Source organism: Pseudomonas sp. CFBP 13602, assembly GCF_014842725.1.
Classification (GTDB): domain Bacteria; phylum Pseudomonadota; class Gammaproteobacteria; order Pseudomonadales; family Pseudomonadaceae; genus Aquipseudomonas; species Aquipseudomonas baltica.
Genome location: NZ_JACYVT010000005.1, coordinates 178,342 through 196,283, shown reverse-complemented (window position 1 = coordinate 196,283; position 17,942 = coordinate 178,342). Strand labels below are relative to the sequence as shown.

Here is a 17,942-nt window from a genome sequence, read left to right as displayed (position 1 = left end):
TCCTGAATGTCAGGCGTCGAGCCTACCTGCGCCGGGGCTTTGGCGGCCAGCGGAATTAAATAAGTTACATTATTACTTTTGCTAACAAGAATTACTTGCAATAATACTTCCCCAATCTGTTCTCGGCCTTTCGCGAGGCCTTGAAGAACGTTGACCCCTTTTTCTCTCTTCTCAGGTCCGGCCAGCATGATTCGCAAACACCCTTCCGCTTCGCCAAACCAGCCACGCGCATGGAGCGCCATTGCAGCGTTGCTGCTGGGCCTGGCCATCGCCCCGCTGTCATTCGCCGACGCCACCGCTCCGAACAATGCATCCAATACGGCGCCCGCCAGCACCGCAGCCGCGGCACCAGTACCCGCCGCACCGGCCAATGCCGTGCCTGCTGCGGCTCCTGCGCAGGGATCCGAGCAACTGGCCTCGGCGCCGGCCGAGCAGGCGCTGGTCGAGGACACCACCCTGGGCATGGGCCACGACCTGTCGCCCTGGGGCATGTACCAGAACGCCGACATCGTGGTGAAGGCCGTAATGATCGGCCTGGCCATCGCCTCGATCATCACCTGGACCATCTGGATCGCCAAGGGCTTCGAGCTGTTGGGCGCCAAGCGTCGCCTCAAGGGTGAAATTGCCGCGCTGAAGAAGGCCGCCAACCTGAAGCAGGCAAGCGAGACTGCCACCCGCAAGGGCACGCTGGCCAACCTGCTGGTACACGACGCGCTCGAAGAAATGCACCTGTCGGCGAATGCGCGCGAGCGTGAAGGCATAAAGGAGCGCGTCAGCTTCCGTCTCGAGCGCCTGGTAGCTGCCTGCGGCCGCAACATGAGCATGGGCACCGGCGTGCTGGCCACCATCGGTTCCACCGCACCCTTCGTCGGCCTGTTCGGCACCGTGTGGGGCATCATGAACAGCTTCATCGGCATCGCCAAGACCCAGACCACCAACCTGGCGGTGGTCGCACCCGGCATCGCCGAGGCCCTGCTGGCCACGGCACTGGGCCTGGTCGCGGCCATTCCCGCGGTGGTCATCTACAACGTTTTCGCCCGCTCCATCGCCGGCTACAAGGCGCAGGTATCGGACGCTTCGGCGCAGGTGCTGCTGCTGGTCAGCCGCGACCTGGACCACCAGCCAGGCGAGCGCGCAGCTCAGCCGCAGATGGTCAAGGTGGGCTGACCTATGGGCCTGCACCTGAACGAAGGCGGCGATGATCTCGCCGAAAACCATGAAATCAACGTGACGCCGTTCATCGACGTCATGCTGGTGCTGCTGATCATCTTCATGGTCGCCGCACCCCTGGCGACCGTGGACATCAAGGTCGACCTGCCTGCGTCCACCGCCAAGCCGGCGCCGCGGCCCGAAAAACCGGTATTCCTGAGCGTCAAGGCCGATCAGAACCTGTACGTGGGCGATGACCGGATCGAGCGTGCGCAACTGGGCCAGATCCTCGACGCCAAGACTCACGGCAACAAGGACACGACCATCTTCTTCCGGGCCGACAAGGGCGTGGATTACGGCGACCTGATGGAAGTGATGAATACCCTGCGCGGCGCGGGCTACCTGAAGGTAGGCCTGGTCGGACTCGAGACGGCAGCCAAGCAATGATCACGACGCGCCAGAAAACGACGCGTTATGGTGCCAGCCTGGCGGTAGTCCTCGGCGTGCATGCAGTTGCCGTGGTGATTGCCTTGAACTGGCCCGCGCCGCAGCCCATCGAGCTGCCACCGCAGGCCATGATGGTGGAGATGGCGCCGCTGCCCGAGCCTGCACCACCGCCGCCACCCCAGGTCGTCACACCCCCTCCGCCGCCCGAACCGGTGGTCGAGGATCCGTTGCCGAAGCTGGCCGAAGCGCCCAAGCCGACTATCTCCGTGCCCAAGCCGACGCCGCCCAAGCCCAAGCCCAAACCGCAGCCGCCCAAGGTCGAGAAGAAACCCGAACCGCCCAAGGAGCAACCGCCGGCCGAACAGACCGTCGACAGCCGCCCTGCTCCACCGCAACCGGCCAAGCCGGCAGCGCCCGCGCCAAGTGTGCCATCCAACAGCAACGCGCTGCCCAGCTGGCAGAGCGACCTGCTGCGTCATCTGGCCAAGTACAAGAAATACCCCGAAGACGCGCGTCGTCGCGGCATGACCGGGGTCAACCGCTTGCGCTTCGTGGTGGACGCCGACGGCAAGGTGTTGTCCTACTCCCTGGCCGGCGGTTCAGGCAGTGCCGCACTGGATCGCGCGACCATGGAGATGATCCGTCGAGCGCAACCCTTGCCCAAGCCGCCGGCCGAGATTCTGGTCAACGGCAGCCTGGAAGTGGTCGCACCTTTCGTCTACTCGCTGGACAAGCGCTGAATCGCGGATATTGATGCGTTTCAGCACGGTTGATAACGTGCGTCTATCGGTTGCAGCCGCTATGCTGGGCTCGCAACTTCATGGACGCACGTTATGACCCTCACAGAATTGCGCTACATCGTTACCTTGGCCCAGGAACAACACTTCGGCCACGCTGCCGAACGCTGCCACGTCAGCCAGCCTACCCTGTCGGTAGGCGTCAAGAAGCTCGAGGACGAGCTCGGCGTGCTGATCTTCGAACGCAGCAAGAGCGCCGTGCGCCTGACCCCGGTGGGTGAAGGCATCGTCGCCCAGGCACAGAAGGTGCTCGAGCAGGCCCAAGGCATTCGCGAACTGGCCCAGGCTGGCAAGAACCAGCTGACGGCCCCGCTCAAGGTCGGCGCCATCTACACCGTCGGCCCGTACCTGTTCCCGCACCTGATTCCGCAACTGCACCGCGTTGCGCCACAGATGCCGCTGTACATCGAGGAAAACTTCACTCACATCCTGCGCGACAAGCTGCGCAACGGTGAGCTGGACGCGGTGATCATCGCGCTGCCGTTCAACGAAGCCGATGTACTGACCCTGCCGCTCTATGACGAGCCGTTCTACGTGCTGATGCCTGCCGACCACCCGTGGACGCGCAAGGAAACCATCGACTCGGGCCTGCTCAACGACAAGAGCCTGCTGCTGCTGGGTGAAGGCCACTGCTTCCGCGACCAGGTACTGGAAGCCTGCCCCACCCTGACCAAGGGTTCGGAGGGTGCCAAGCACACCACCGTCGAGTCCAGTTCGCTGGAAACCATTCGGCACATGGTCGCGTCGGGCCTGGGTGTTTCGATCCTGCCGCTGTCGGCAGTCGACAGCCATCACTACGCCCCCGGCATCATCGAAGTCCGCCCACTGACCCCGCCGACGCCGTTCCGCACCGTGGCCATCGCCTGGCGCGCCAGCTTCCCGCGGCCCAAGGCGATCGAGATCCTCGCCGACTCGATCCGCCTGTGTTCGGTGGCCAAACCGGTGGGCCGCGACGCGCCATGACCGAGCTGGCTCAGGTAGCGGTTACCGCGCTCAAGGGCGTGGGCGAGGCCATGGCGGAAAAACTCGCCAAGGTCGGTCTTGAAAACCTGCAGGACGTGTTGTTCCACTTGCCCCTGCGCTATCAGGACCGTACCCGCGTGGTGCCGATCGGCGCCCTGCATCCCGGCCAGGATGCGGTCATCGAGGGGGTGGTCAGTGGCGCCGACGTGTCCATGGGCAAGCGACGCAGCCTGCTGGTACGCCTGGGCGATGGTAGCGGTTCGTTGAGCCTGCGCTTCTATCACTTCAGCAATGCCCAGAAGGAAGCGCTCAAGCGCGGCACGCACCTGCGTTGCTACGGCGAAGCGCGGCCCGGCGCTTCGGGGCTGGAGATCTACCACCCCGAATACCGCGTCCTGACCGGCGAAGAAGACATTCCGGTCGAACAGAACCTGACGCCGATCTACCCGACCACCGAAGGCCTGACCCAGCAGCGTCTGCGTCAGTTGTCCCAGCAGGCCCTCGACCTGCTGGGGCCGCGCAGCCTGCCCGACTGGTTGCCCCTGGAGTTGGCGCGCGAGCATCGACTGGCGCCGCTGGACGAAGCGATCCGCTACCTGCATCGCCCACCACCGGACGCCGATCTCGAGGAGCTTGCGGTCGGTCATCACTGGGCTCAGCACCGCCTGGCCTTCGAAGAGCTGCTGACCCATCAGCTTTCGCAGCAACGCCTGCGCGAAAGCCTGCGTGCCCAGCGCGCACCCGCCCTGCCCCTGGCCAAAGACCTGCCGGGGCGCTATCTGGACAACCTGGGTTTTGCGCCAACCGGCGCTCAACGTCGCGTGGGTGCCGAGATCGCCTACGACTTGAGCCAGCCAGAGCCTATGTTGCGCCTGGTGCAGGGCGACGTTGGTGCGGGCAAGACAGTAGTGGCGGCCCTCGCGGCACTGCAAGCGCTGGAAGCGGGCTATCAGGTGGCCCTGATGGCGCCGACCGAGATTCTCGCCGAACAGCATTTCATCACCTTCCAGCGCTGGCTCGAACCGCTGGGCATCGAAGTCGCGTGGCTGGCCGGCAAGCTCAAGGGCAAGGCGCGGGTCAGTGCACTGGAGCGTATCGTCGGCGGCGCGCCCATGGTGGTGGGTACCCACGCGCTGTTTCAAGCCGAGGTGCAGTTCGCCCGCCTGGCCCTGGTGATCATCGATGAGCAGCATCGTTTCGGCGTGCAGCAGCGTCTGGCGCTGCGGCAGAAAGGCGTGGGCGGCACCCTGTGCCCGCACCAGTTGATCATGACCGCCACGCCCATCCCGCGGACCCTGGCCATGAGCGCCTACGCCGACCTCGACACCTCGGTGCTCGACGAGCTGCCACCCGGGCGCACGCCGGTCAACACGGTGCTGGTGGCCGACAGCCGTCGCCCGGAAGTGGTGGAGCGGGTGCGCGCCGCCTGTGCCGAGGGCCGCCAGGCCTATTGGGTCTGCACCCTGATCGAGGAATCCGAAGAGCTGACCTGTCAGGCCGCGCAGAGTACCTTCGAAGAGCTGACCCTGGCCCTTGGCGAGCTGCGCGTCGGACTGATCCACGGGCGCATGAAGCCGGTCGAGAAGGCCGCGGTGATGGCGCTGTTCAAGGCCGGCGAACTGCAGCTGCTGATCGCTACCACGGTGATCGAAGTCGGGGTCGATGTACCCAACTCCAGCCTGATGATCATCGAGAACCCGGAACGTCTCGGGCTTGCCCAGCTTCACCAGTTGCGCGGTCGGGTCGGTCGCGGCAGTGCCGCCAGCCACTGCGTGCTGCTCTACCACCCCCCACTGTCGCAGATCGGCCGGGAACGGCTGGGCATCATGCGCGAGACCAATGACGGCTTCGTGATCGCCGAAAAGGACCTGCAGCTGCGGGGCCCTGGCGAGATGCTCGGCACCCGGCAGACCGGACTGCTGCAGTTCAAGGTCGCCGACCTGATGCGCGACGCCGACCTGCTGCCGGCCGTGCGCGACGCTGCCCAAGTGCTGATCGAACGCTGGCCCGGGCACGTCACGCCGCTGCTGGAACGCTGGCTGCGCCACGGGCAGCAATACGGTCAAGTCTGACGCGCGCCGGAAACTTGCGCGATAGAGGTCTCGGTTTCCCAGACAAGCTGAGTATACTGAGGCGAATGTAGGACAATGGATGCAGACCATGAATGAATATGCGCTGGAAGCCGTCACTCCGCACGCCGCCTCGGTGATCCAGAAGATGCTCGACGATTTCGGCATCGCCTGGAGCCAGGTGGACGCACAGCACGTGACCGCTGCCGATGCCAGTCGTACGATCCAGGCCGTGCTGCTGGCCGATGCGATCGGCGCGCTCATGGTGCTGTTTCCGCAGAGCAAGCTGCTGGACCTCAGCCGCCTGGCCGAATTGACTGGGCGCAAGCTCACCGCGGTGCCCGAAGAGCGCCTGATGAAGATGCTGGGCAAGCACCAGCTGACCGTGCTCCCGGCCCTGCCGATCCTCACCAGTTCGCCGTGCCTGTACGATGAGCGCCTGATGCTCGAACCCACGCTGCTGATCAGTTCCGGGGAACCGGGTACATGGCTGGAGATCAGCGGCGACGATTTCCGCAAGATGCTCACCAAGGCCAGCTCAGGCGTGTTTGGCGAACCACTGGCCAATGTTCGCCCCAACCTCGATCGCCCCGACGACGACAGCCAGGAAATCGATCGCGCCGTGCAGAATTTCACTGCACGGCGAATCCAGCAGCGCCTGGAGTCGACCATCGAGATTCCACCGCTGGCGGCCACTGCGCAGAAAATCATCAAGCTGCGTGTCGACCCCAACGCGACCATCGACGACATCACCGGCGTGGTCGAAACCGACCCGGCGCTGGCCGCGCAAGTGGTCAGCTGGGCCGCTTCACCCTACTACGCGTCACCGGGCAAGATCCGTTCGGTGGAAGATGCCATCGTCCGCGTGCTGGGTTTCGACCTGGTCATCAACCTGGCGCTGGGCCTCGCCCTGGGCAAGACCATGAGCCTGCCCAAGGATCATCCTCAGCACGCCACGCCCTACTGGCACCAGTCCATCTACGTCGCGGCGGTGATCGAAGGCCTGACGCGTGCCATGCCTCGGGCCAGTCGTCCGGAGGCAGGCCTCACTTATCTGGCCGGTTTGCTGCACAACTTTGGCTACCTGCTGCTCGCCCACGTCTTTCCGCCGCATTTTTCCTTGATCTGTCGCCACCTGGAGGTCAATCCGCATCTGCAACATGACTTCGTCGAGCAGCACCTGCTGGGTGTCACCCGCGAGCAGATGGGTGCCTGGCTGATGCGCTATTGGGAAATGCCGGAAGAGCTGAGCACGGCGCTGCGCTTTCAGCATGACCCTGGCTACACCGGCGAGCACGCCGCCTACGCCAACCTGGTCTGCCTGGCCATCCGCTTGCTGCGCAGCCGCGGTATCGGCAGTGGCGAGCAACACATTCCGGACGCCCTGCTCGAACGCCTGGAGCTGAGCCGAGACAAGGCCGAAGATGTCGTGAGCAAGGTGCTGGAAGCCGAAGCGCTGTTGCGCGAGCTGGCCCATCAGTTCGACTGACCGGTGCGCGGGTGCCTCAGCGCTTTTTCGGCCTTAGGTACTTCATCGCGCCCTGGAACCACACGACCAGTGCCGGATTGCCCTTGATCTGAATGTGCTTGTCCTGGATGCCTTGCATGAAGGCCAGCTGTTTATTGCTGGCCTGCAAGGTGTCGTAGCCGTATCCGGCATCCCTGAAGGCAATCGCGAAGGCCGGCTGCGCCACGCTGCCGCTGCGGCTGGTCACGCGTTGATTACGCACGGTGAAGTGCCGGGCGATCTTGCCGTCCAGTGTCTGCAGCTGGAACACCAGGTCCTTGTCCTTGAGTTGCTGGGCGAATGCCGGATTGTTGCGGCTGGCGCGGGCCATCATCAGGCCCATGGCCCAGAGCAGAAGGCGGAATTTCATGGCGAAGTCTCGGCACGGGAAAGTGCCGGCGAGTGTACCGGCAATGCCTTGGCCAAGGCAGCCCGGCTACGCCTGGGCACGATGTTTGGCAGGTATGCCGGCCGTGGCGGCGGCGCGTACGTCGCAGGCACCCGGCGAACCGGGTGCCATGGCGGGCTGCGCTCAGCGGCGCGGCAGCAGACACCTCACTTGGTGCTGTTCACGCTGTCCTTGAGAGATTTCCCAGGCTTGAAGGCAACGGTGTTGCTGGCCTTGATCTTCACCGGCTCGCCGGTCTGCGGATTCTTGCCGGTGCGGGCGCCGCGGTGACGCTGGATGAAGGTGCCGAAGCCCACCAGGGTGACACTGTCCTTGCGATGCAGTGCGCCGGTGATTTCTTCGAGTACGGCATTCAAGACGCGGTTGGCCTGTTCCTTGGTCAGGTCCGCTTTTTCAGCAATGGCATCTACGAGCTCTGGTTTACGCATGGTGAAGCCTCTCATTGACGGTTTTTGTTTTTATTGGCGGCTGCCTGGAGGACGGCGACGCCCAACTCGCCGCAGGCTCTACGCTGCGGCAGACGGAGTGAGAATGGCACGCTGCACGAGGGCGCGCCAGTGTCTGCCACGGGTTTGTTGCGGCCAGATGCCGGTTATTCCGACAGAACGGCGCCGATCCGCACGCCGGGCCTGCCTGTGGGTAGCAATCAGCCGATCTCGATCATTTCGAAATCCATCTTGCCCACGCCACAATCGGGGCAAAGCCAGTCTTCGGGCACGTCTTCCCAGCGGGTTCCAGGGATGATCCCGTCCTCGGGCCAGCCATCGGCTTCGTTATAGATCAGGCCACAGACGATACATTGCCACTTCTTCATCATTTCCCCTTGGTATTCAGGCGGTCTGGCGGGCGCTCGATGGTGTGACGTTGTCACCCGGCTCTCGCGGTTTGTACTGATCAACGCCGTGCGATGCAAGCTTCATCAGGCGCGGGCAGCCAATCGGCGTCGGCAAACATGATAAGCTCGGCGTCTTTCCGGCCGACCCGATCCACTACCGTGCCCCACTCAGGATACCCCTCCCCCGATTGGCAATGCCTGGCCAATGCCGAACCGCTGGTACACGACTGGCTGTTCGACCCAGGCTCCCTGACCCGCCGCTTGATCCAGCTCAGCGATGATCATTTCGGCGTCACCGTGCTGCTGCAGGACTGGCAGCCGCTGCGCGATGAAGAATGCCTGGCGCTGGGGGTGCCGCCGGCCAGCCAGGGCTGGGTGCGCGAGGTCTGCCTGCTCGGTCACGGCCAGCCGTGGGTGTTCGCCCGCAGCGTGGCGGCGCGCAGCGGCCTGCAGGCCAGCGACCTGGATCTGCAGGCGCTGGGCAACCGTTCGCTGGGCGAGCTGTTGTTCTGCGACCCGGCGTTCGTCCGCGGCCCCATCCAGACCTGCCGCTACCCGGCCCGGTGGCTGCCCGCGCAGCAGGCTGGCGAGGGCCTGTGGGCGCGGCGCTCGCGTTTCGACCGCGGCCCGTTGGCGGTGCTGGTTGCCGAAGTCTTCCTGCCGCCGCTGTGGCAAGCCGTTCGTACCCAAGTGGAGAGCCGTTGATGTACCAGAGCCTGCTCAAGTCGCTGAACCGGCTGAACCCGCGCGCCTGGGATTTCGTCCAGCTCACGCGCATGGACAAGCCCATCGGCGTCTACCTGCTGCTCTGGCCGACGCTGTGGGCCTTGTGGATCGCCGGCGAAGGTCGGCCTTCGCTGGCCAACCTGGCGATTTTCGTTGCCGGCGTGGTGTTGATGCGTGCGGCCGGCTGCGTGATCAACGATTTCGCCGACCGCAAGGTCGACGGACACGTCAAACGTACCGAAGCGCGGCCACTGGTCAGCGGCAAGATCAGCAGCAAGGAAGCACTGGTGTTCTTTGCCGTACTGGTCAGCATCAGTTTCATTCTGGTGCTGTGCACCAACGCCCAGACCATCGGCCTGTCGGTCGGCGGTCTGGTATTGGCGGCGAGCTACCCGTTCATGAAGCGCTACACCTACTACCCACAGGTGGTGCTGGGCATGGCGTTCTCGTGGGGCATGCCGATGGCGTTCACCGCCGAAACCGGCGAGCTGCCAGCCGCCGCCTGGCTGCTGTGGATCGCCAACCTGCTGTGGACGGTGGCCTACGATACCTATTACGCCATGACCGACCGCGACGACGACCTGCGCATCGGGGTGAAGTCGACCGCCATCCTGTTCGGCGCTGCCGATCGGTTGATCATCGTCATTCTACAGGGGCTGGCGCTGGCCTGCCTGCTGCTGGCCGGCGCGCGGTTCGGCCTCGGCGGCTGGTTTCATGCAGGCCTGGCGGTAGCCGCCGTGTGCTTCGGCTGGCAGTGGTGGCACAGCCGCGAGCGCGAGCGGATGGCCTGCTTCAGGGCGTTTCTGCACAACCACTGGGTGGGCCTGGCGATTTTCGTCGGTATCGTGCTCGACTATGCGTTGCGTTGAGGGGCCTTGCGTTGACGGGCTCTGCGTTTAGGCGCGTTGCGTCGATGCCGTCCCTGGCAGCTGCAGCGTAGCGCGCGAAGCGGATCAGTCTTCTACAGGGCGCGCCACCTGCCAGGCATTCTCCTTCTTGCCATCGCCACTGGTTTCGCCAGGCTTCTTGTCGCCCTTGTAGGTGTACAGCGGGCTGCCCATGTAGGCCCATTGCAGGCTGCCGTCGTCGCGGCTGAGCACGGTCCAGTCGCCATCGTCGCTGGCGCCCTTGTCGGCCATCAGCGGCGGCCAGTTCTTGGCGCAGTCGGCGTTGCACGTCGATTTGCCGTCTTCGTCCTCGGCGTAGGTATAGAGCGTCATGCCGCGACCATCGACGAATGCCTTGCCCGGTTCCAGGCGCGGATGATCGGCGGCCATCGCCATGCCGGACAGCGTCAGCGCCAGGGCGCCACACAGGGCCGTCCAGGCCGAAGTCGTGCGAGTCTTCATGAGTGCTTCTCGTCTTCAATGAACAGGGATTTACAGCTTAGTACAGTCTGACTAATTTGATACGCTCGAACACCTGTCACACGACTGCAATAATTGCGTTATCTAATGCGGCGCATGACAGGGTAATGACAAGAGGTTCGCACAATGGCTGGCAGGAGCATTCTCATCGTCGACGATGAGGCACCGATCCGCGAAATGATCGCCGTGGCCCTGGAAATGGCAGGCTACGACAGCCTTGAGGCGGAGAACGCGCAGCAGGCCCACGCGATCATCGTCGACCGCAAACCCGATCTCATCCTGCTCGACTGGATGCTGCCCGGCACCTCGGGCATCGAATTGGCCCGGCGCCTCAAGCGCGACGAGCTGACCGGCGATATCCCGATCATCATGCTCACCGCCAAGGGCGAGGAAGACAACAAGATCCAGGGCCTGGAAGTCGGTGCCGACGACTACATCACCAAGCCGTTCTCGCCGCGCGAACTGGTGGCCCGGCTCAAGGCCGTGCTGCGCCGCGCCGGCCCCAGCGATGGCGAATCGCCGATCGAAGTCGGCGGCCTGCTGCTCGACCCGATCAGCCATCGCGTCACCATCGACGGCAAGCCTGCCGAAATGGGCCCCACCGAATACCGCCTGCTGCAGTTCTTCATGACCCATCAGGAGCGCGCCTACACCCGCGGGCAGTTGCTCGACCAGGTCTGGGGTGGCAACGTCTATGTCGAAGAGCGCACCGTGGACGTGCATATTCGGCGCCTGCGCAAAGCCCTGGGTGACGCCTACGAAAATCTGGTACAAACCGTGCGCGGCACCGGTTACCGCTTCTCCACCAAGAGCTGAACCGGCAGGCTTTCACAGCAAAGGATGCGCGATACGTGAAACAAGACTGGTATGCCACCCTGGTGCGTCACATGCTGCTGCTGGTGGCGGGGTGCCTGTTGGTCGGCATGCTCACCGGCCACTACGGCTGGTGCCTGGCAGCGGGGCTGGCGGTGTACCTGGCCTGGACCCTCAAGCAACTGTTGCGCCTGCACCGCTGGCTGCGCGAGCACCAGCCCGACCAGCCGCCGCCCGACGGTTATGGCCTGTGGGGTGAAGTGTTCGACAGCATCTATCACATGCAGCGCCGTGATCAGCGCGCGCGCGGGCGGCTGCAGGCCGTGATCGACCGCGTGCAGGAGTCCACTGCGGCGCTGCGCGATGCGGTGATCATGCTCGACGCCGACGGCAACCTGGAATGGTGGAACCGCGCCGCCGAAACCCTGCTGGGGCTCAAGACCCCGCAGGACAGCGGCCAACCGGTGACCAACCTGATACGCCATCCACGCTTCAAGGAATACTTTGCGCACGAGCAGTACGCCGAGCCTCTGGAAATCCCCTCGCCGGTCAACGACCGCCTGCGCGTGCAGTTTCTGATCACCCGCTACGGCAACAACGAACACCTGATGCTGGTGCGCGATGTGACCCGCATTCATCAGCTGGAGCAGATGCGCAAGGATTTCGTGGCCAACGTGTCCCACGAGCTGCGCACGCCGCTGACGGTGATCACCGGCTACCTGGAAACCCTCCTGGACAACGTCGAAAACGTCAATCCACGCTGGACCCGGGCCCTGCAGCAGATGGAGCAGCAAGGCGTGCGCATGCAGACCCTGCTCAACGATCTGCTGTTGCTGGCCAAACTGGAAGCCACCGACTACCCCTCGGACAACCTGCCGGTGGCGGTCACGCCTCTGCTGCAGAGCATCGTCAGCGACGCGCGGGCCTTGTCCGGACCGCGTAACCAGACGATCAGCCTGGACATCGAAAACGATGTACTGCTCAAGGGCAGCGAGGCCGAGTTGCGCAGTGCGTTCTCCAATCTGGTGTTCAACGCGGTGAAATACACGCCGGAACAGGGGACCATCCGTGTGCGCTGCTGGGCCGATGCCCAGGGCGCCCATCTGCGGGTCCAGGATTCGGGAATCGGCATCGACGCCAAGCACCTGCCGCGCCTCACCGAACGCTTCTACCGAGTGGACTCGAGCCGGGCTTCCAACACCGGCGGTACCGGGCTGGGCCTGGCCATCGTCAAGCACGTGCTGCTGCGCCATCGGGCCACGCTGGAGATCAGCAGCGTGCCGGGCCGTGGCAGCCTCTTCACCTGCCACTTCTCGGCGGTGCAGGTAGTGATTCGGTAACCGCACAGGGCGCGATCCTGTCGCAGGCGCGGCCATTGGCCGCGAAGCAGGCGCTGCGGTGTGCAGGGGGGAGCGCGGCGCGCCCTTCGCGGCCACGGACCGCTCCTACGGGAATCGTGGTGTTCCTGTAGGAGCGGCCATTGGCCGCGAAGCATGTGCTACGGTGCAGGGGGGAGCGGCGCGCCCTTCGCGGCCACGGACCGCTCCTACGGGAATCGTGGTGTTCCTGTAGGAGCGGTCATTGGCCGCGAAGCAGGCGCTGCAGTCTGTTGGGAGAACGCTGCATATGGCAGCCTTATCGGCGCACCCCACTAGGCAAGTGCCCGCCCAGCCGTTACATTGCCAAACACATTACCCGCGCCGGGTATCGCCTCACTTCCCTTCCAGCACACGGACACCGTAAAACGCCACCATGGACCCTTCCACAGGCATCTCCCTTTCGTCATTGTTCGCCGACTTCGGCATGATTCTTTTCGCTCTGTTCCTGGTATTGCTCAACGGCTTCTTCGTTGCCGCCGAGTTCGCCATGGTCAAACTGCGCTCGACCCGCGTGGAAGCCATCGCCAAGAAGCATGGATGGCGCGGCAGCATCCTGCGTACCGTGCACAGCCAGCTGGACGCCTACCTGTCCGCCTGCCAGTTGGGTATCACCCTGGCCTCGCTGGGCCTGGGCTGGGTCGGTGAGCCGGCCTTCGCGCACATACTCGAACCCCTGCTGGGCGCAGTCGGCGTGCAGTCGCCGGAAGTGATCAAGGGCGTGTCGTTCTTCAGTGCCTTCTTCGTCATCTCCTACCTGCACATCGTGGTCGGCGAGCTGGCGCCCAAGTCATGGGCGATCCGCAAGCCCGAGCTGCTGTCGATGTGGACGGCCGTGCCGCTGTATCTGTTCTACTGGGCGATGTACCCGGCCATCTACCTGCTCAACGCCAGCGCCAACGGCATTCTGCGCATCGCCGGCCAGGGCGAGCCCGGCCCGCACCACGAACATCACTACAGCCGCGACGAGCTCAAGCTGATCCTGCATTCGAGCCGTGGCCAGGACCCCAGTGACCAAGGCATGCGCGTGCTGGCGTCGGCAGTGGAGATGGGCGAGCTGGAAGTGGTCGACTGGGCCAACTCCCGCGAAGACCTGGTGAGCCTGGAATTCAACGCGCCGCTCAAGGAAATCCTGGCGATGTTTCGCCGGCATAAATTCAGCCGCTATCCGGTGTACGACACCGAGCGCGAAGAATTCGTCGGCCTGTTGCACATCAAGGACCTGCTCCTGGAGCTGGCCGCACTCGACCACCTGCCGGAGTCGTTCAACCTGGCCGAGCTGACCCGCCCGTTGGAGCGCGTGTCGCGGCACATGCCGCTGTCGCGCCTGCTGGAGCAGTTCCGCAAGGGCGGCGCACACTTCGCCCTGGTGGAGGAAGCCGACGGCAAGATCATCGGTTATCTGACCATGGAAGACGTGTTGGAAGTGTTGGTCGGCGATATTCAGGACGAACATCGCAAGGCCGAGCGCGGCATCCTCGCCTATCAGCCCGGCAAGTTGCTGGTGCGTGGCGACACGCCGCTGTTCAAGGTCGAGCGGCTGTTGGGCGTGGACCTGGATCACATCGAGGCGGAAACCCTGGCAGGCTTGATCTACGAGACCCTCAAGCGGGTGCCCGAGGAAGAAGAGCTGCTGGAAGTCGAAGGGCTGCGCATCATTATCAAGAAGATGAAGGGGCCCAAGATCATCCTGGCCAAGGTGCTCAAGATCGAGTGATGTGAAACCCTACTGGCCGCCGACGGCGAAGTTGGGGAGCACGCCCAGTGGCCGGTCGAACTGGTAGGGGATCGATTCCAGCGCCAGGCCGACGTTGCGCTGCACCACGAAATGCAGGTGCGGGCCGGTGCTGTTGCCGGTGTTGCCCGAGCGCGCCAGCGCCGAGCCGACACTGACCTGCTGCCCCTCCCTGACGCTGACCGAACCGCGCATCAGGTGCAGATAGACGCCCATGGTGCCGTCCTCGTGGAGGATGCGCACGAAGTTGCCCGACGGGTTGTCACCGCGATTGTCCTGCTCGTTTTCCACCTTGATCACCGTGCCGCCGCGCGCCGCTATGATCGGCGTGCCTTCGGGCATGGCGATGTCCATGGCATAGCGTCCCTTGGCGCCGAAATGGCTGTATTTGCCATTGGGGCCCTGGGTCAGGCGGAAAGGTCCGCCGCGCCATGGGAACGGATAGCGATAACCATGCGCCTCGCCCTGCGGGTCACCGATCGAGGACACCAGCGTCTGCGCATAGCCCAACGGCTTGCCGGCCTGCTGGGCCGTGAGCACCACCAGGCTGACGCTGCTGCGCGCGGGCACCACCCGGCGGATGCTGCTGGGCGGCAGGCCTTGCACGTTGCGCAACTTGCTCAGCTTCAGCTCGACCTCGACGGGCGCGTACAGATCGTTGCGCACCATGAAATTGGCGCTGCCCTTGCCTTTCTTCACCTCCAGACGAACCTGCCGGTCGATGCGCTCGACGATGCGCTCGCGCAGCACGAAGACCCGCGCGCCGGGCACGGGCCGGTCGGTATAGGAGGTGACGCCATCGGCATTGGTGAACTTGTAGACGGTCGCCGCCTGAGCCATGGGGGCGGCCGCGAGCAGGCCGCAGATCAGCAGGAGGCGATAGACCATGGGGGCGATGTCTGAAGGGGAACGAGCGCCAAGATTAGCAGGTATCGGCGCAGCGGCAATGTGCCATCTGTCAGGCGCCTGGCACGAAATGTTTCTGCACCGATCCACGGGCGATCAAGCGCGAAACGTAGTCGAGCTTCTGCGCATCCTGATCGAGAAAACGGAACGTCAGCTGCAGCCAGTCGCTGTCGGGCTTGGGCTCGAAAGCGGCGACGGCGTGCAGGTAGCCGTTGAGGCGAGCCACCTCGGCATTCTCGCCCTGCTCAAGGTCCAGGACAGCCAACTCCAGCACCTGGGGCAACACGGCTGCGCGGCGTACCACCAGCAACGCTTCCTTGAGGCTCAGGGCCTTGATCACGCACTGCTGGCTGCCACCCGGCAAGCGCAGTTGGCCCTGCCCGCGGCCCATGGGCGCTGAAGCTCGCGGGGGCGGCGGCGCTGCACCTGCCAATAGTGGGCTGGCAGGACGAGACGCCGGTGCTGCAGCCCGTGCAGGCTCGGCACGGCCCGAGGTCAACGCACTGAGTGAATCGTTGGCAAAGGCCGAAGCGGCCTGCTGGCGAGTCGGCGCCCCGGCGGCCAATGCCTGCAGCTTGCCGACCTTGGCCAGGGCCTTCTTGACCTTGGTCATCAGCTGTTCGTTGGTGAACGGCTTGCCGATGTAATCGGAAACGCCGGCCTGGATCGCTTGCACGACGTTTTCCTTGTCGCCTCGACTGGTCACCATGATGAAGGGCAAGGTCTTGCTGTTTTCCTGCTCGCGGGTCCAGGTCAGCAGTTCAAGGCCTGACATTTCCGGCATTTCCCAGTCGCACAGCACCATGTCGTAACTGTTGTGCATCATCAAGGACTGCGCCTTGCGTCCGTTGACTGCATCTTCGACGACGATGCCGGGAAAGGCATTGCGCAGGCATTTCTTCACCAGATCGCGGATGAACGGCGCGTCATCCACTACCAGTACACTGATCTTGCTCATCGACCGCTCCTGAAAACCGCGCAGGCATTACCGCTCGCCAAGGGCCACGTGCCACGTGGCGTGGCTGGCCACACGGCTGCCTCGCTTCGACCCACAATGAAAAACGCCCGGCAAAGGCCGGGCGTTCGTGTCGGGCCACCTTACTTATCGTCAGGTTGGTCCAGAACATTAGCGCTGTCGAGGGTGCCTTCGACTTCCTGCTTCATGCGCTTGAGGCCCATGTGCCGCACATCGGTACCGCGCACCAGGTAGATCACCAGTTCGGAGATGTTGCGCGCATGGTCGCCGATGCGCTCCAGCGAGCGCAGCACCCAGATAACGTTGAGCACTCGGGAGATGGAGCGCGGGTCTTCCATCATGTAGGTCACCAGCTCGCGCAGCGCCGTCTTGTACTCGCGGTCGATGGTCTTGTCGTACTGCGCCACCGACAGAGCCAGGTCGGCGTCGAAGCGGGCGAAGGCGTCGAGTGCGTCGCGCACCATGATGCGTACCTGGTCGCCGATGTGCCGCACCTCGACGTAGCCACGCGGCGACTCGCCCTCCTCGCACAGCTGGATGGCGCGACGGGCGATCTTGGTCGATTCGTCGCCGATGCGCTCCAGGTCGATCACCGACTTGGAAATGCTGATGATCAGCCGCAGGTCGGAGGCCGCGGGCTGTCGACGTGCGAGGATGCGCAGGCATTCCTCGTCGATGTTGCGCTCCATCTGGTTGATCTGCTCGTCGACCTCGCGCACCTGCTGGGCCAGGCCGGAGTCGGCCTCGATCAGCGCGGTGACCGCGTCGTTGACCTGCTTCTCGACCAGCCCGCCCATGGCCAGCAGGTGGCTGCGCACCTCCTCGAGTTCGGCGTTGAACTGCTGCGAGATGTGATGGGTGAGGCCTTCTTTACTGATCATGAGTCGAATCCTTGGTGCGTCCACTCGGGATGATGCCAGCAACCGCTGCGAAGCCCTGGCCGTAGCGACCGGTAATGTAGTCTTCGGTCTGCTTCTTGGCGGGATTGGTGAACAGCGTGTCGGTATCGCCGAACTCCACCAGCTTGCCCATGTACATGAACGCCGTGTAGTCCGACACCCGCGCGGCCTGCTGCATGTTGTGGGTCACGATGACGATGGTGTACTTGGACTTGAGCTCGTAGATCAACTCTTCGACCTTGAGCGTGGAAATCGGGTCGAGCGCCGAGCACGGTTCGTCGAGCAACAGTACCTCGGGCTCGACGGCGATGGTGCGGGCGATCACCAGACGCTGCTGCTGGCCGCCGGACAGGCCCAGCGCCGACTCGTGCAGGCGGTCCTTGACCTCGTCCCACAAGGCTGCGCCCCTGAGCGCCCACTCGACCGCTTCATCGAGGATGCGCTTCTTGTTGATGCCCTGGATGCGCAGGCCGTAGACCACGTTCTCGTAGATGGTCTTGGGGAACGGGTTGGGCTTCTGGAACACCATGCCGACACGGCGACGCAGCTCGGCGACGTCCTCGCCCTTGCTATAGATGTCGTGGCCATAGAGGTTGATGGCACCCTGTACGCGGCAGCCATCGACCAGGTCGTTCATGCGGTTGAAGGTGCGCAGCAGGGTCGACTTGCCGCAGCCCGACGGGCCGATGAAGGCGGTCACGCGCTGCTTGGGAATGTTCATGCCGATGTCGAACAGCGCTTGCTTGTCGCCGTAGAACAGGCTCAGGCCGGGCACTTCGATGGCCACGGTCTCTTTCGCCAGGTTCAGGCTCTGCTTGTCGCGCCCCAAGGCCGACAGGTTGATGCCATGGGATGGGTTTTCATGCTGCATGGCAGACTCCAGAGGCTGTCAAATTCGGTTCAACGTCGGAATATTCCAAGGGCTGTGATGACCTGTTCGCAGGCGGAGCGGGCTCTGCCCGCGAAGG

Annotated in this window: 19 protein-coding genes; 11 read left to right on the top strand and 8 right to left on the bottom strand. The window is 64.2% G+C overall.

What is annotated here, in order from left to right; all coding sequences use genetic code 11:
- The first annotated feature begins 186 nt into the window (after window positions 1–186).
- From exbB to IFU31_RS12110, 6 genes are all read left to right on the top strand, one after another.
- Window positions 187–1,167 (top strand): tonB-system energizer ExbB, encoded by a 981-nt coding sequence (gene exbB / locus IFU31_RS12135; RefSeq protein WP_192103092.1) that lies wholly within the window; start codon window positions 187–189, stop codon window positions 1,165–1,167.
- Between the two features lie 3 nt (window positions 1,168–1,170).
- Window positions 1,171–1,596 carry a TonB system transport protein ExbD gene (exbD, locus tag IFU31_RS12130; protein WP_122479972.1) on the top strand — a complete coding sequence of 142 codons (426 nt, stop codon included), beginning with the start codon at window positions 1,171–1,173 and terminating at the stop codon, window positions 1,594–1,596.
- On the top strand, window positions 1,593–2,336 hold the full coding sequence (locus IFU31_RS12125; protein ID WP_122479973.1) for an energy transducer TonB: 744 nt from the start codon (window positions 1,593–1,595) through the stop codon (window positions 2,334–2,336). The genes exbD and IFU31_RS12125 overlap by 4 nt, the downstream gene beginning before the upstream one ends.
- 93 nt (window positions 2,337–2,429) lie before the next feature.
- Window positions 2,430–3,356: a hydrogen peroxide-inducible genes activator gene (locus IFU31_RS12120; RefSeq protein ID WP_122479974.1), complete on the top strand. Its 927-nt coding sequence runs from the start codon at window positions 2,430–2,432 to the stop codon at window positions 3,354–3,356.
- Window positions 3,353–5,428, top strand: a complete 2,076-nt coding sequence (gene recG, locus IFU31_RS12115; protein ID WP_192103090.1) for an ATP-dependent DNA helicase RecG — start codon at window positions 3,353–3,355, stop codon at window positions 5,426–5,428. Before IFU31_RS12120 ends, recG begins: the two co-directional genes overlap by 4 nt.
- An 88-nt stretch (window positions 5,429–5,516) precedes the next feature.
- A complete protein-coding gene (locus tag IFU31_RS12110) occupies window positions 5,517–6,914 on the top strand; it encodes an aminoacyl-tRNA deacylase and HDOD domain-containing protein (protein WP_185794661.1) in 1,398 nt (465 codons plus the stop codon).
- A gap of 16 nt (window positions 6,915–6,930) precedes the next feature.
- Here IFU31_RS12110 and IFU31_RS12105 read toward each other — a convergent pair whose 3' ends face one another.
- From IFU31_RS12105 to IFU31_RS12095, 3 genes are all read right to left on the bottom strand, one after another.
- Window positions 6,931–7,302 (bottom strand): helicase, encoded by a 372-nt coding sequence (locus IFU31_RS12105; protein ID WP_192103088.1) that lies wholly within the window; start codon window positions 7,300–7,302, stop codon window positions 6,931–6,933.
- A 185-nt stretch (window positions 7,303–7,487) separates the two neighbouring features.
- Window positions 7,488–7,769 (bottom strand): HU family DNA-binding protein, encoded by a 282-nt coding sequence (locus tag IFU31_RS12100; RefSeq protein WP_192103086.1) that lies wholly within the window; start codon window positions 7,767–7,769, stop codon window positions 7,488–7,490.
- A 218-nt stretch (window positions 7,770–7,987) separates the two neighbouring features.
- Entirely contained in the window at window positions 7,988–8,155 is a 168-nt protein-coding gene (locus tag IFU31_RS12095; protein ID WP_122479977.1) for a rubredoxin, read from the bottom strand.
- A gap of 180 nt (window positions 8,156–8,335) precedes the next feature.
- Here IFU31_RS12095 and IFU31_RS12090 point away from each other — a divergent pair, with 180 nt between their 5' ends.
- Window positions 8,336–8,881 (top strand): chorismate--pyruvate lyase family protein, encoded by a 546-nt coding sequence (locus tag IFU31_RS12090; RefSeq protein ID WP_446731034.1) that lies wholly within the window; start codon window positions 8,336–8,338, stop codon window positions 8,879–8,881.
- Window positions 8,881–9,771 (top strand): 4-hydroxybenzoate octaprenyltransferase, encoded by an 891-nt coding sequence (gene ubiA / locus IFU31_RS12085; protein ID WP_122479979.1) that lies wholly within the window; start codon window positions 8,881–8,883, stop codon window positions 9,769–9,771. The genes IFU31_RS12090 and ubiA overlap by 1 nt, the downstream gene beginning before the upstream one ends.
- 84 nt (window positions 9,772–9,855) lie before the next feature.
- Here the strand turns inward: ubiA and IFU31_RS12080 are convergent, their stop codons facing one another.
- Window positions 9,856–10,251, bottom strand: coding sequence for a COG4315 family predicted lipoprotein (locus IFU31_RS12080; RefSeq protein ID WP_122479980.1), 396 nt, complete (start codon window positions 10,249–10,251; stop codon window positions 9,856–9,858).
- 144 nt (window positions 10,252–10,395) lie between these two features.
- On the opposite strand from IFU31_RS12080, the gene phoB reads away from it, so the two are divergent.
- From phoB to IFU31_RS12065, 3 genes are all read left to right on the top strand, one after another.
- Window positions 10,396–11,085: a phosphate regulon transcriptional regulator PhoB gene (phoB, locus tag IFU31_RS12075; protein WP_122479981.1), complete on the top strand. Its 690-nt coding sequence runs from the start codon at window positions 10,396–10,398 to the stop codon at window positions 11,083–11,085.
- Between the two features lie 71 nt (window positions 11,086–11,156).
- The gene (gene phoR, locus IFU31_RS12070) at window positions 11,157–12,422 is read left to right on the top strand and encodes a phosphate regulon sensor histidine kinase PhoR (protein WP_197975906.1); all 1,266 of its coding nucleotides are present in this window, start codon (window positions 11,157–11,159) and stop codon (window positions 12,420–12,422) included.
- A gap of 412 nt (window positions 12,423–12,834) precedes the next feature.
- A complete protein-coding gene (locus IFU31_RS12065; RefSeq protein WP_043192150.1) occupies window positions 12,835–14,175 on the top strand; it encodes a hemolysin family protein in 1,341 nt (446 codons plus the stop codon).
- Window positions 14,176–14,184: 9 nt separating this feature from the next.
- Here IFU31_RS12065 and IFU31_RS12060 read toward each other — a convergent pair whose 3' ends face one another.
- The 4 genes from IFU31_RS12060 to pstB all read right to left on the bottom strand — a co-directional run bounded on the left by IFU31_RS12060 (window position 14,185) and on the right by pstB (window position 17,845).
- Complete coding sequence (locus IFU31_RS12060; protein ID WP_185794657.1) at window positions 14,185–15,081, bottom strand: peptidoglycan DD-metalloendopeptidase family protein; 897 nt, start codon at window positions 15,079–15,081, stop codon at window positions 14,185–14,187.
- Between the two features lie 70 nt (window positions 15,082–15,151).
- Window positions 15,152–16,057 (bottom strand): response regulator, encoded by a 906-nt coding sequence (locus tag IFU31_RS12055; RefSeq protein ID WP_122479984.1) that lies wholly within the window; start codon window positions 16,055–16,057, stop codon window positions 15,152–15,154.
- Between the two features lie 140 nt (window positions 16,058–16,197).
- Window positions 16,198–16,956, bottom strand: coding sequence for a phosphate signaling complex protein PhoU (phoU, locus tag IFU31_RS12050; RefSeq protein WP_043192144.1), 759 nt, complete (start codon window positions 16,954–16,956; stop codon window positions 16,198–16,200).
- Window positions 16,946–17,845: a phosphate ABC transporter ATP-binding protein PstB gene (pstB, locus tag IFU31_RS12045; RefSeq protein ID WP_446731033.1), complete on the bottom strand. Its 900-nt coding sequence runs from the start codon at window positions 17,843–17,845 to the stop codon at window positions 16,946–16,948. The genes phoU and pstB overlap by 11 nt, the downstream gene beginning before the upstream one ends.
- Window positions 17,846–17,942 lie beyond the last annotated feature (97 nt).